14 protein-coding genes are annotated in these 13347 nt (G+C 45.2%); 4 read left to right on the top strand and 10 right to left on the bottom strand.

From position 1 onward, the window contains the following. Positions 1-128 precede the first annotated feature (128 nt). The 7 genes from GX089_10220 to GX089_10250 are packed head-to-tail and all read right to left on the bottom strand — an operon-like array spanning position 129 to position 7930. Complete coding sequence (locus GX089_10220) at positions 129-2702, bottom strand: tetratricopeptide repeat protein (GenBank protein ID NLP02859.1); 2574 nt, start codon at positions 2700-2702, stop codon at positions 129-131. After that, positions 2699-3463 (bottom strand): alpha/beta hydrolase, encoded by a 765-nt coding sequence (locus GX089_10225; protein ID NLP02860.1) that lies wholly within the window; start codon positions 3461-3463, stop codon positions 2699-2701. Before GX089_10225 ends, GX089_10220 begins: the two co-directional genes overlap by 4 nt. Before the next feature lie 6 nt (positions 3464-3469). Next, a complete protein-coding gene (locus tag GX089_10230) occupies positions 3470-4351 on the bottom strand; it encodes a tetratricopeptide repeat protein (GenBank protein NLP02861.1) in 882 nt (293 codons plus the stop codon). Further along, the gene (locus GX089_10235) at positions 4344-5366 is read right to left on the bottom strand and encodes a VWA domain-containing protein (GenBank protein NLP02862.1); all 1023 of its coding nucleotides are present in this window, start codon (positions 5364-5366) and stop codon (positions 4344-4346) included. The genes GX089_10230 and GX089_10235 overlap by 8 nt, the downstream gene beginning before the upstream one ends. A gap of 10 nt (positions 5367-5376) precedes the next feature. Beyond that, a complete protein-coding gene (locus tag GX089_10240; protein NLP02863.1) occupies positions 5377-6381 on the bottom strand; it encodes a VWA domain-containing protein in 1005 nt (334 codons plus the stop codon). Further along, complete coding sequence (locus tag GX089_10245; GenBank protein ID NLP02864.1) at positions 6378-7319, bottom strand: hypothetical protein; 942 nt, start codon at positions 7317-7319, stop codon at positions 6378-6380. Before GX089_10245 ends, GX089_10240 begins: the two co-directional genes overlap by 4 nt. Next, the gene (locus tag GX089_10250; protein NLP02865.1) at positions 7316-7930 is read right to left on the bottom strand and encodes a DUF445 family protein; all 615 of its coding nucleotides are present in this window, start codon (positions 7928-7930) and stop codon (positions 7316-7318) included. Before GX089_10250 ends, GX089_10245 begins: the two co-directional genes overlap by 4 nt. A 1204-nt stretch (positions 7931-9134) precedes the next feature. On the opposite strand from GX089_10250, the gene GX089_10255 reads away from it, so the two are divergent. Continuing rightward, positions 9135-9311 (top strand): hypothetical protein, encoded by a 177-nt coding sequence (locus tag GX089_10255; GenBank protein NLP02866.1) that lies wholly within the window; start codon positions 9135-9137, stop codon positions 9309-9311. A gap of 76 nt (positions 9312-9387) precedes the next feature. On the opposite strand, the gene GX089_10260 is transcribed toward GX089_10255, so the two are convergent. From GX089_10260 to GX089_10270, 3 genes are read right to left on the bottom strand one after another with little or no spacing between them, the layout of a single operon-like run. Then, entirely contained in the window at positions 9388-9639 is a 252-nt protein-coding gene (locus tag GX089_10260; GenBank protein ID NLP02867.1) for a hypothetical protein, read from the bottom strand. Between the two features lie 19 nt (positions 9640-9658). Continuing rightward, positions 9659-10825, bottom strand: a complete 1167-nt coding sequence (locus GX089_10265) for an HD domain-containing protein (GenBank protein ID NLP02868.1) — start codon at positions 10823-10825, stop codon at positions 9659-9661. After that, a complete protein-coding gene (locus GX089_10270) occupies positions 10822-11286 on the bottom strand; it encodes a hypothetical protein (protein ID NLP02869.1) in 465 nt (154 codons plus the stop codon). Before GX089_10270 ends, GX089_10265 begins: the two co-directional genes overlap by 4 nt. Positions 11287-11456: 170 nt before the next feature. Here GX089_10270 and GX089_10275 point away from each other — a divergent pair, with 170 nt between their 5' ends. The 3 genes from GX089_10275 to GX089_10285 all read left to right on the top strand — a co-directional run. Then, positions 11457-11735, top strand: a complete 279-nt coding sequence (locus tag GX089_10275) for a hypothetical protein (protein NLP02870.1) — start codon at positions 11457-11459, stop codon at positions 11733-11735. 106 nt (positions 11736-11841) lie between these two features. Next, complete coding sequence (locus tag GX089_10280) at positions 11842-12069, top strand: hypothetical protein (GenBank protein ID NLP02871.1); 228 nt, start codon at positions 11842-11844, stop codon at positions 12067-12069. Positions 12070-12875: 806 nt separating this feature from the next. Continuing rightward, positions 12876-13347 (top strand): lysine--tRNA ligase (locus tag GX089_10285; protein ID NLP02872.1); only part of this gene is annotated, 472 nt, incomplete at its 3' end.

Here is a 13347-nt window from a genome sequence, read left to right on the forward strand (position 1 = left end):
TTACAACTATACACACATTCTACTATATACGGGAGATTGTTTCAAGTAGGTATCCGCGGAACCGGGGGCGGTATCGGAAGGGCATCTATACCGGTTCCGGTTCCGGGACCGGATCAGCATCCTGAAGCTTAGATCCGACCCAGATCCTTATTCTCTACCCAGCCGCTGACACCATTTGGAAGGCTGACCAGTGACCATCCGCCCTCGGTCTTTCTGATACGGAATTTTGTGCCTTCATGCACAGTAAAGAGTATCTTATTTCCGTCGGGCTGATTCCTGGCATCGGATGATGGAGCAAGGAGAATGGCATAGGAGATCTTCTCAAGATCGTAAATTTTATAACCCACAGACAGCCCCGTTGTTCCAAGGAAGATTGCAAGAAGTACCGAGAGATAGATAAGCCAGAGACGTGCATTGCCGGAAAGATAAAAAGCTGCTGATACAAGGATAGATATCACAAGTAATACCGAGAATGAAAGCCACAGTTGTGTCTTGAGAGGCATCCAGATATGCATCTGCCATAGCACAGTTTCCAGGAAACCACGCTCAGGATCAGGTACCCTGTCAACGATATTTGAGTTTACAAAACGGATATTACTCATGATATCCTGGTCTCCTGGGGAGAGCCTGGCTGCTTTCTCATAATACAAACGTGCCATGCCGATTTTTTTCAGACGATAGCAGGTATTGCCAAGATTGTAATAAACAGTACTGTTGTTTATTCCTGACTCCACTATCTTCTCATAATAGTACATCGCGCTGTCGAACTGCTGCCCATCATAAAACCTGTTGGCTTTCTCAAACCAATTATCTACCGGAGCTGCATTCGTGTAAAATGCAAATCCGGTCAGCAGAAGTAAAACAACCCCTGTCATTGTAACCTTACTCTTTTCTTTAGTGTTTTTCAGCCCTGTGATGAACGCTTCAGTTTTTGAGATCAGTTCTTTTCTGGTTTTCTCATCAAGACTCTTTCCCCCGAACCTGTAGCTGTCAATGTTCTCTATAAAAGAGGCCATATCTGACACTATCTTTTCATCTGCACAGTACTTTAACAGTTCGATTTTCAATTCTTCCAGAGTCCTTCCTGTAGCAGGAAAACCGAATTTTTCAGATATAAATCTCTCGATTACTTCGGAAATCCTTCCCAGAAATTCCGATGGCGGCATCTTTTGAGCGGATCTTCTGACAGAGGAGAGATTTTTCCTCGCCAGGCTGACTGCCCTTCGCCTGATCTGCTGAGCCGCGTTCTTCTGCTTCCGGTCCGCCTGGTATCTATATAGAATTGATATCGCGAAAATGATCAGCGGCAATGGCAGGAGAAGGAAGAAGAGAGGTTCACGGTATGGACGTTCCTCCTGGTTGGCTATTTTTGTCCCTGTTTTGATATACCGTATATCCCTGCCCACCTCGCGGATCTCCTCCTGAGTCAGATATCTGGTCTGTGGTTTACTTCTAGCTTTCCCTTTTGTCACATTTATATTGATCTGTCCTGATGAGGCGGTTTTGAATGTTCCTGTCTGTGGATCAAAATAGGGAAAAGTCACAGGAGGAATAACAAGTGTACCCTCCTGTCTTGGGATAAGCAGGTATTTGTAAAACTTTCTTGCGGATATTCCATTTGCTCCGGTATCGGAATAAACCTGACGTTCAGGTTTGAACACTTCACAATCATCGAGTTTGGGGAGAATTACATCACCCATGTCAGCCGGCCTTGTCGAACCCCTTACCGTCACTTTCAATGTCAAAGCCTCACCTGCCGGGACTTCCTGATGATCCGTGACAGCTTCAATCGAGAATTTACCCACAGCACCGGAAAAACCGGCCGGTGCAGGGGGCAGCGGCTTTACAGTAATAGAAAGGGAGTTGGAATGTGCATTTTTCGGGACAGCCTGTACACCACCACCGAAAAAGTTCATATCGAAAAAATCATCGAAGAAGGGATCTATTCTGCGGCGCTGAGAACGTCTGAGTTCCTGGTATTCAAATGGAACCGGGGGAATCTCAAATTTCCCGGCACTCACCGGAAAAACCGAGTACTTCAGAGAGTATGTATTGTAAATTTCCCCGTTGATCCGCTCCGAAGCTGTTGTGATCTGGGTCGAAAAAAGTCTGCTGAGAGAAAAATTCTTTCCGAAAGCTTCCTCGAGCTTCTCCAGTACAGGCATGAAACTGTTGCGTACCTCTGTGGGTGAATTTGCTTTCTGCACAACTTTAAGTGTGAGCATCGCCTGTTCACCTACATAAAGAGTCTTTTTATTGAGCAGAAGGCTGACTTTTATAGCAGGATTTTGCACTGGCTCATCAGTCACTTTAAAAGAGATCGGATCTGTCTGGTAAACCGTGCCATTGATTTCGACTTTCAGCGAAGGGAAAACGAAAGATCCTGTCGATTTCGGCGTGATAACATAATAGAACTGGGTATGGATCTCGTTTTTCTGAGTCGCCCTTCCGTTGATGATCTGAATCGAAGAGGATGTTGATTGACGGGAATCGGTTTTAAGCAGTGAAAACCCCTCAACAGGGGAGACCTGGGGGACAGGTATTGCACCAATTTTTTTACTGCTGACCAGTGTAGCTGTTATCACGATCTGCTCTCCCATGGTGACGATGGTTCTCTCTGTAGTGGCTGAGAACCGCACCTGTGCTCCGGCGCTGAAAACCGGGAAAAGCAGCAGAACTGGTATAAGCATTTTTGTTTTCATTTAAAATGCTCCTGTGTCCATGAACGGATTGTCCGGCACAACAGCTTGACATCAGGAACCCGTGAGAAATTGTGGTCTGATCCATTTACGACATGGTAATCGGCAGGGATTCCGGATCTTTCAGCACACTTTACATATCTTCCGGACTCCTCAACTGATATCGATTCATCTTTGTCACCCTGGAAAAGCAGGATCCGTCCTTTGAAATCAGCACAGAGCGCTTCCACCGGATCGATGCCTTTGAGGCTGTCCAGAAATCCGATACTCATCTCGTGTGGGCCGTTTTCATAGTAACCATCTGAATTCGGGCCTGATTGAAGAAGGTTTTTTCTGCGGTGAATAAGACCTGTGGGATCGCCTACAGGGGAGAGAAGTACTATCCCCGATGCATCGAGAGGTCCTGCGCAGAATGCGGCTATCATCCCACCGAAACTGTGTCCCAGAAGAATCAGTTTTGAGGGCTTGTGTGTTTCCTTTAAAAAGGCTGCTACACCTCGAAGATCGGATTTCATCGTTTCCACGTTCATGTCCGCAAATAATCCATCACTCTCACCTGAACCGGTGAAATCGAATCTCATGGAGTTGACACCGGCACTTTCCAGTTCCCTGGCAATCTTCACAAACAGGTAACCCGGACCCATTCTCTGTCCTGTAAAACCATGACAGAACACAAACCACACCCCGTTTTGCGGTCCGGCCAGATGCAGGGAACCTCTGATTGTCTTTCCGCATACAGGCAATTCAAAATATTGAAACGACATAATTCCTTACCAGTCCTTTTCGGGTCTTGGTGCCTTTGCACCCTTTTTCTTCAATGGTTTGTTCAGCGAGTCCGCATCATCGGCGTAAAGTTCTATTATCCTTTCCGCCTCCTCTTTCTTCATATCCTTGCTGTCATCTTCCTGCTGCTGAGCGTTGGCCTGCTGCTCTTTCTGTTCCTGTTGCTTCTTGTTTTCATCACTCTGGTTCTGCTGTTCTTTATTCTCCTGCTGCTGGTCCTCCTTTTTATCCTGCTCTTCTTTATTCTGCTGGTTCTGATCTCCCTGGTCTTTCTTATCCTGATTATTCTGATTTTCCTGTTTGTTCTGCTTATCTTTATCCTGCTTGTCCTGCTTGTTCTGGTTATTATTCTGGTTATTCTGCTTTTCCTGATTTTCTTTTACCTTCATATGCGCAAGCTGGAGATTCCACTTTGCGTCTTTGTCATCTGGACGAAGGTCCAGTGATTGAATATAGTTCTGCAGAGCCTCCTTATACTTTTCAAGTGCACCCTGATCCCCGCTCTGCTCCATCTGCTGGGCTTGCCGGAAGAGAATATTTCCGAGATTATAAAATGCGTCCGCACGCTTCTTTTTGTCCTCTTCGGAGAGAGCACCGGTGTATGCCTCTCCGGCTTTGTCGAACTCTCCCAGTCTGTAAAGGGCGGACCCTTTGTTCATCTTCAAACTGTTGTCGGAAGGGGAGAGCAGAAGTGCGTCATCGTAGAGCTTTAACGCTTCCTCATACCTTTTTTCATTGTAAATACGATTCGCCTTCTTGTTCTTTGAATAGACTTCGTCTGCCTCTGACACTGCTGCAGAGATAATAATCACCAATAATGGAAGGAGAATCGTTCTGTTAAATATGTTACAGATTTTCATATCACTCAAAACGGCCTTTCCACTCGTGTTTTTTCACACTTCGTTCAGATATGAAAAATTCCACCATCAGCATTATCAGCGCTATCAGTAAAAATATCTGGTATCGCTCTTCGAAAGTAGCAAGATTGGCAGTTCCGAAATCTTTTTTTTCCATCCCGGAAATTTCCTTCATTATTTCCGACAGGGAGAGGTCTGTCCCGGCATGGAAATACTTTCCTTTCCCTTCTACCGCGATCTTCTCCAGTATAACCGGATCCAACCTTGTCATCACAAGACTTCCGGACGCGTCTTTTTTGTAAATGACATTGCCTGAACCCCTGCTTACCGGCACCGGCACTCCGCTCTCTGAACCAACTCCTACGGTATAGATCACCACTCCCTCTTCTGCGGCGGCTTTTGCCGTCTCCACAGCTTTCCCCTCGTGATCCTCACCATCGGAAATGAGAATCATCACTTTGTGCTTGCGTGCTTTGGAGCGGAAAGCCTCGGATGCCTGCTTTATGGCATCCCCGAGAGCTGTTCCCTGAATCTCTACCCATCCGGTAGATACCGCACTGAGAAACATCTTTGCAGCACCATAGTCAAGGGTAAGGGGACACTGAACATAACTCTCACCCGCAAATACAATTATTCCGATCCTGTCACCTTTAAGTATATCGATCAGTTTTGCTATCTCATGCTTTGCACGGTCGATTCTGTTGGGCGCGATATCCTCTGCAAGCATACTCTGTGAGATATCCAGGGCAACCATGATATCGATCCCTTTACGCTCTACCATCTCCATCTTGGCTCCGAAACGGGGCCGGGTCAGCGCAATGGTCATGAAAAGGAAATACGCGCAGAAAAACAGGCATTTAACAACCTGCCTGGTGATGCTCGATGAGGGTGTTAATTTACCGATAAGATCGAGTGAGGCGAAACGGCGAAGTGCAGCACGCTTGCGCTGAAACGCCCAGATAAAAAATCCGGCGAACAGTGGCAGAAGAAAAAGAAGCAGAAAAAACTCAGGATTACCGAATCTCATCTCACTCCCGTTAAGGTATGCGTCTGAAACGGGTATGCTGAAGTATCAACTCCAGCATCAGTAGAATAAAACCCGCCCACAGCCACATGTAAAAACGTTCATTATAGCTTGTGTAAATTGTTGTCTTTATCTCTGTTTTCTCGAGCTTGTCTATCTGATCGTATATTTCCTTGAGTTTTTCGGGGTTTTTTGCCCGGAAAAACTTTCCGTTGGTCAGTTGTGCTATCTCCTGAAGTGTTTTTTCGTCAAGATCCGATTCCATTTTCTGAATCTGACGGACGGTCTCTCCGGTAAAAGGATTCTTCATCTCTACCGGTATGGGCACCAGTCCCTCTCTGCCCACTCCTATTGTGTAAATCTTGATACCTAGTTCTCCGGCCGCCTTTGCTGCTGTTATCGGTGGCACTTCTCCGGCATTGTTGGCTCCGTCGGTTAAAAGTATCATTACCTTGCTTTTAGCTCCTGAGTCCTTGAGCCGGTTGGCGGCTGTGACTATAGCTGTCCCGATGGCGGTCTGGGAACTGAAATCAGTAAATGTAACTTCACTGACAAACCGGGAAAGGATATTGTAATCAAGAGTCAGAGGACACTTTGTAAAACTGCGGGCACCGAAAACCACCAGGCCTATGCGGTCATGCTGTCTCTTGCTTATAAAATCGACAATGGTCTGCTTTGCGACTTCGAGACGGTTGTCTGGCTGGAAATCCAGAGCCTTCATGGAGGTTGAGATATCGAGTACAAGCATGATATCAACTCCCTCAGTGGTTACCTCCTCATCTGTGCGCCCCTCCTGAGGACGGGCGAGGGCAATGATAAGAAGGCCTGTTCCAAGCAATCTGAGAACCAGAAGAATGTGGCGGCTCCGTACAAAAAAAGAGGGAGGTACCTGCTTGACCACTGATAGATCGGAAAAACGCACTGCAGGCCTGAATTTACGCTCTCTCCTTATATAAACCCAGATTATGGGAATCCAGAGCAGGAAAAGGAACAGAAATTCAGGATCTCTGAGTCTCATTTGCCCTGACCTCCCACTCCTGCCTCGACCTTTTCCCCAAGAGGCTTCGTTGCCTCTAAAAACTCTCTCACCTCTGTGCCGAACCTTTCCAGAACAGCATCGTCGGGAATTTGACGGGCGAACTTGACCGGATCAGAAGCAGGGAAAAACCACTCAACCGATCTCCTGAGCTTGACTTCAAGGCCCGAAATCCCAACCCAGGCATTCATCTCCTCTGTTGTGAAATCTGAGGCATTGATCTCATACCGTCTCCCGATATATCGCTTGAAAATCTCGGAAAGCTCAAAAGTGTACTCCCTGATAAGACCTTTCTGAAGGTACTGCTTTGCCTCCAGCGCTCTCAATGCCTCAATAGCCTCTTCATAGGGCGGTTTGGGCGGGGGAGCAGTCTGCTCTTTGCGCAGCCGTTTCAATAAGAGCTTTGTCAGGTACACTCCTGCTGCAATGGCCACAGCGCCTGAAAGAAGCCATATCCACCAGAGCGGGGCTTTGCCGGCGCTTTGCTGAGGCTTTATGTCTTTCAGTTCAAGAATGCTGTCGTTAGTATTGAGTACAGAAATCACTTTCAGAGGGATACTGGTGGAAAACAGTGTGTCGATGCGGTTTTCCTGCTCATGGATGAATGGGAGGGAGGGGAGAGTGCAGCTCTCAGGTGTATAGGTGGTGATCACATATTCAAATGTCACACTGTCCGATTTCTCGCGCTCGGTACGGTGCATATTCCAATCTTTGATAATGATGTTACCGAAGCTGTTTTCATGCGCCGGAGGAGTAAGTGTGGTACCTTTAGGTATTATTGCGGAAACTTTAAAGAGGATCTTGTCTCCCACAGTCAATTCTCTGCTGCTTACCGTGGTATAAAGAACAGATGAACTGGCTGAAAATGCAATCGAGATGACTAAAATGGCAATCCTGCTTATGGAATTTTTCCAGGTCACGCTTTTATATCTCCCGCGATAATCATCCCTACCTGTACTAACCCGATCAGAAACCCCAGTACACCTCCCAGGTATTCAATCGCCTTCAGTTCACGGGAAGCGATTGAGAAGACGATTGACTCCAGTTTGGAGACTTCAAAATCCTTAATTTTATCATAGACGATTTTTCTGAAATCAAGTCTGGATTCCACTGTTTCAAAGAGGGAATCGATAGTGCCGGGAATCTCCTTCTGCAACTCCTCCATCAGGGCATCGGTCAACCTGGATACTACCTCCGGAGATACAAGCATCATAAGCAGTGTATTGGAAGTAATCTTTTCATCAATAAAATGACCGATTCTGGATTTTATCACTTTGCCGGTCTGATTGTGGAAATCTTCAGACTGGATAATGGCGTGGATATCTTTGTTGGATATCAGTTCCTTTTCAACGGTTTCAGCGATTTTTTCCGCTAATTCCAGTTTCCGTTTGGGCAGAAGACCCATGATACGGAACCAGAGGAAGCGGATCTCCCTGCGGGGCCGGAAAATCATCTTAACGGCCAGGAAGTTTGTAAACCAGCCGATAAGCGCGGAGATAACAGGTATTGCACAGTAAGTAGCGATCTGCATGGATCAGAATACGATTTTAGAGTAAAATTTATTCTTATTCCAAGCACTGAAATTGCAGATGGAATAAGGATTCAGTAATTCAGGAGTCAGAATTCAGGGGTTCAGAATTCAGCGTGGCCTGAGAATAAACCTACAGAAACTTCTATTTTAAGTTTTTATTGCCTGTATTCGGAACATTCTCAATATCGCAAGAATCAGATAGGTCTCGACCAGATGAAACCTTTGCCGGTTACCGCACTCTGTCTCCCGAATTCTGTCTTCTGAAACTGATTCTTGTTTACTTAATTCTCAATTCTGAATTCTTTTTCCTGAACGGTATGCATAAATTAAGTTTCAGCAGGCCTTTTTTTCAATACTTTCCAGCCCTGGGATGCTTATTCATATTAACAGGGCCTGAAATGTTCCATGTACTGCACGTTTCCGGGGTCGGCATCGGTATCGGTATCGTAACGAATAGCTTCAGAAAAAAGCCCGGGGAGTGTTTATCAGAGACGCGGAAATAGTCTCGAACTGAGATTAAGCTGATTGATTATTATAAAGAAGAGAAAAATCACCAGAGACCCAGGGGGAGAATAGAATTAGTAAAGTGAGGGGAAGGGGGAAAGTGTTTATAAGGTTTCTTTGTAGGAAACGGTTTGTTCTTTTTGTATGTGGGTTGCTGTTTCACCTCAGAGGTGAAATAGTGATTTAACCTGTTAAAACTTGGCCTTACAACTTCATAAATTCACCCCAGAGGTGAATCAAGGAACCTTCCACCCCCTCACCCCACTACACCCTCCGTTTCCCAATATCCCCATCAATAATAAAAAACATTGCTATTATAACAACAAACAGACTTTGCTAATATCAATTTCCCGATTCCTTCCTAATTTATTTACCAACGGTAAAAATAAACCGCATCGGAGGTTTCCTTCCTGTCTACAAAACGCAAATCCGCTCTGCACTTCTCTATGTCAAACAGAAAAAGTACACCTATCATCCTCTCCGACTGGGTACAAACCAGAAAAGCCCCTCAGACACCCTTTATCTTCCCATCTCTTTAAAAATCAAAAACTTCCGTTATTTTAAACCCGGGTGTACCCATTTTCAGTTCAAAAAAGCCCTAAACTATCCGGAAATTTTCGTTATGTTTTTTTGAAACCGGAAAAATGTCTCCGTATAATCGTTATTAAAAGGTGAAGACAACCCGAAGAAAGGAGAGAATATGAGTAAAAAGGGGGAAGGTGTATTATATGGCATCGAGTACAAATTCCTCAGGAAAGAATTAAGGGCGGAAGCCGTAAGAAGAGCTGTTGAGCAGTTGGTTGGAAAAAACAAACCCCTGGCTGGCGATGATGAAAGGAAAAACGGAACCAGAACGACAAGAAGCTTGAAGGATTGATTTCGGCCCAGCTACACCCGTTTCATCTTTAGACATTGTAAAAGCAGCGATTCCGGAAAGGCCGGGTTTTAGTCATTCAGGGAGCTGATTTAAATCTCTCCCAGATCGATCTTCCTTTTCTTGATGGGCGCCAGATAAACTTGCATGCTGTGCATTTTATCCTGCGTTTACCCTTAAGAGTCCTGACAGGGGCAAAAAAGAAAGGATCGTAATATTCTGTTGCTTTACTTCCGCATTTAGGACAGCGGTCTGAGGGAGGCTGCCAGAAAGAATCCCAGAGATCAAAGAGTATCCATCCCGATGAATCACGGCGTTTCCGGCTAGACATAGTACCCTTTCGTCAGATTTTATATCACCGGATCGGGCATGAATAGCTGCATGAATGTCCGCTGTGCAAAAGAGTCGGTCATACCGGCGATATAGTCGGTGACTATGCGCCATGACGGTGTCTCATCATTGTAGTTTGTATTCTTGATAAAATCGAAAAACACAGACATCAGATTTGACTCGCGGACAACAACACTTACAAATGAATGATTTCTCCCTCTCTCGGAGAGATCCAGAATTCTCTCCAGTTCATGGTACAGAAGTTCTATAATGCTGGCGGCTTTGCGGGATTTACGCTCTACCTCAGGGTGACGGTAGATATGCTCGTAATTGAATTCTTTAAGAGCATGCATGTAACTGAAAACCTCTTCACTCATCTCGATAGAATCTTTTCCCAGACTCGATGCAATGGTGTCGTTTACAAATGTCCCGATTATTTTTCCGTTTTCAGACCCCAGGTTTTTCACTATTACCGCAGGGATATCGTTCTTCTTTATAAGATTTGCCTTGATCGCATCCTCGAGATCTCTTCCCAGATAGGCGATCCTGTCAACCAGCCTTACAAGGCAGCCCTCCAGGGTTCCAGGGTAGAAACAGCGGTCATCGATAGAATCCACATCCAGGAGGTCCCTTTCGCGGTCTGGAAAAACCGCCCTCTCGAAAGACTCTCCGCAGTGGGTGATTATTCCATCCCTTACCTCGTAAGTAAGATTTAGACCCGAACCGTAGTTGGTCAGTTTGTCAACAACCCTTAGTCCATGTATCTCGTGTTTGAAACCCTGTTTTACTCCGGCACTCTGAAGGATGTTGTCAAGCACCCGTTCTCCCGCATGGCCGAATGGTGGATGTCCCAGGTCGTGCCCCTTGGCGATAGCGTTGATGAGGTCGATATTTAGATTGAGGCAGCGGCCTATCACAGAGGCGATACTGGAAACATGGAGAACATGCTCCATACGGGTACAGATATGATCGTTATTGGGAGAGAGAAAAACCTGCGTTTTGTGCTTGAGCCGTCTGAACGGGGGAGAGTGCAGAATCCTGGTCTCATCGCGGGCAAACTCCAGACGGAACGGATCACGTTTCATCGGATATTTCCGTCCTAAAGTCTCGCTGCTTTTTTTGGCAAATGGGCTTAGTTTTTCCTCGTCTTCCAGAAGAAAACGTCTGATATTGAATTCAGGATTCATGATTGTGTTTCCAGAAACTCTTGAACAAATCTCTCTTGTTCCGGAGTGTCTAAGGCTCTCCGGGTTTTTCTTACAGTTCCTATTGCCTTCCCTGCGCTGATTTCGAAATACTTTCCCACAACACAGGAGAGTACAAGCCCTGTCCGTCCTACTCCTGCGTGGCAGTGTACACATACCGGGTTTCCGGAATCAAATTTTGATATTATCTTGCTTATCAACTTCCCGAAACTCCAGGTATCCTGGGGGATATTGAAATCCGGGATAGGGAAATAGTTCCACTCCATGCCAGACTGACGGCACAGCAGGCGAACCTCTCCTGATGGCTTTTCCAGAGAAACCAGGTATTTTATACCCTCGCTGCTTAGCTGCTGGATATCTTCCTCCAGATCCGATCCTCTCCCGGGGATATCCGATCCGGCAAGCTTTCCAGGAAGCACCCATGAGAAGTTTTTCAGCGGCATAGGGGGAAAATAATAATTGGCCTCGAGAGGGGAGGGGGGATAGGCTGTGCGAAGTGTTTTCTAATTGCTTGAATTGCTGTACAAAACAAGATTGTTTGTATTCGTGCTCTTCCATTCGATTTTCTTACAGAAAAGAAGAAAATTGACATTTGTTCCTGGAGAATTCTATTGTGGGTTTACTGACTGTTAACAGTGGCAGGGTATCCGGATTCAGAGATTATGTTTTGTCCAGGAAACATTGTAAACTCAGTTTACTCCTCTCCATCTTTGCTGCTGCGATTTTCTTTTCCGGCTGCAGCGGGGAGATATACAGGGAATTAAGCTACGGCGGCTCCTTTCTCATTGACAGCCTGACTGTCGGTTTTATCAGGACTGAAAATATAGAAAGAATAAGCTCAAATGCCTGGGATGAAGATGGGGGTATATCGATGGGACACAGGACCTTCTGATATACTCTTTACCACAGAAAAAAGTTATTAAAACTATCCGTATTGCTTCCGGTCTTGGGGCATCATTTCTGCAGGAGCAATACCTGTTACCTACAGTAAACCATGGATGATGTATGATAATGGCAATAGTATGCGCCTGTTGAACATTGAAACCGGTGAGGTGATAAGAATTGTCAGCAGCCATTCTTACCATTTTGGTGGGCTGAGCCCGGATGGAAAGTACGCGTTTTACAGTGAATCTGATAAAAGAATAGAAAATGGAATAATAAACGGAAATACCTATATTTACAGTGTTACAAAGCGAACAGTAGAGTATAGAGTATACTGTACCTAAAAACACTTATTCTATGTTGCTAAAGATGCTGATTTCTACCTTTTCACAATTCCAGTCGATCCATTGTTCAATGATAGCCTAGATAAATAGTTAAGGCTGATTTTACTGAAAACTCATCCACTAATTATGATACGTTGGTTGCATTACCGGATAGCCTTTATCTATGGGGAGTAACTGATTTTTATCGGGCATTTATTTCAGGAGCATATACAAATCCTATTTTTCCATAGCATGGATAGTCTCATTCATGGCAAACTATTCCAGGTTTTTACTGCTGATACATATATGCCACCAAATGTAAGTATATGCCTGAAAAATGGTATATATTCATTTAATATCAGTTCCAATCTTTACATAAAAAGCTATTATAAAGATTATACCGACACATCATTCTTCTCCTCATACACCAGGGAGTGACAATGATTCTGATTCCACAGACACCACCGGGTGGGCATAAGTGAAAAAGTTAAAGAAACTTATTATCCCAATTTTCTCTGCCTTTCTCCTTGCCTTATTTGCACAAGGCTGGGAATTCATTGTAAATATGTACCCGGCCGGCTGCTTGTGAAATTCAGTCTGCACATCCCCTGACGTAATCTTATCAATAGCAACATCATTTGGCCCTGTCACCGTTTGAAGTTTATTAACCATTCGGCAGGAACTATTTTCAATTCTGGTTTTCAGATAATGGAAACTCCTCAGATATACCAGCTTTCCTGATTTCTGAATACTTTCTCTAAATAACCCTGCGGTTTGAACGAATTCTATTCCAATTCGCAGCCGCAAAAAAAGCAGGATTTAACTATATGGAGACACCGGCAGTGGAAACGCAAGCTGAATTAAACGAACAGATGAAGGTGCGGCTGGAGAAGGTCCCCCAGTTACGCAACGCAGGTTATCACCCTTATGCCGAACGCTTTGAGCGCACCCATCGCCTCCATGAGGCATCCTCCCTTCCTGATGGTGAAAAGGGAGTACGGGTGGCAGGGCGAATCATCGCGCTCAGATATTTCGGCAAACTGGCTTTTGGACACCTTTACGATATCGACGGGAAAATTCAGTTTACGCTGCAGAAAAACAAACTGGGCAAACAATTCGATGATATGAAAGATCTCGTGGATATAGGGGATTTTATCGGCGTCGAAGGCGAGATGATGACCACCAAAACCGGTGAGAAAACAATCGATGTAGATAAATTCACCTTTCTCTCAAAATCACTGAGACCACTGCCGGAGAAATTTCACGGTATCACCGACCCGGAACTCAAACTGCGTAAAC

The sequence above is a fragment of the Fibrobacter sp. genome (genome assembly GCA_012523595.1).
Lineage (GTDB): Bacteria > Fibrobacterota > Chitinivibrionia > Chitinivibrionales > Chitinispirillaceae > JAAYIG01.

Coding starts and splice junctions, on each gene's coding strand:
- GX089_10220 (NLP02859.1), bottom strand. CDS start 2,702: ATGAAAACAAAAATGCTTATACCAGTTCTGCTGCTTTTCCCGGTTTTC.
- GX089_10225 (NLP02860.1), bottom strand. CDS start 3,463: ATGTCGTTTCAATATTTTGAATTGCCTGTATGCGGAAAGACAATCAGA.
- GX089_10235 (NLP02862.1), bottom strand. CDS start 5,366: ATGAGATTCGGTAATCCTGAGTTTTTTCTGCTTCTTTTTCTTCTGCCA.
- GX089_10240 (NLP02863.1), bottom strand. CDS start 6,381: ATGAGACTCAGAGATCCTGAATTTCTGTTCCTTTTCCTGCTCTGGATT.
- GX089_10250 (NLP02865.1), bottom strand. CDS start 7,930: ATGCAGATCGCTACTTACTGTGCAATACCTGTTATCTCCGCGCTTATC.
- GX089_10255 (NLP02866.1), top strand. CDS start 9,135: ATGAGTAAAAAGGGGGAAGGTGTATTATATGGCATCGAGTACAAATTC.
- GX089_10260 (NLP02867.1), bottom strand. CDS start 9,639: ATGTCTAGCCGGAAACGCCGTGATTCATCGGGATGGATACTCTTTGAT.
- GX089_10265 (NLP02868.1), bottom strand. CDS start 10,825: ATGAATCCTGAATTCAATATCAGACGTTTTCTTCTGGAAGACGAGGAA.
- GX089_10270 (NLP02869.1), bottom strand. CDS start 11,286: ATGCCGCTGAAAAACTTCTCATGGGTGCTTCCTGGAAAGCTTGCCGGA.
- GX089_10280 (NLP02871.1), top strand. CDS start 11,842: ATGATGTATGATAATGGCAATAGTATGCGCCTGTTGAACATTGAAACC.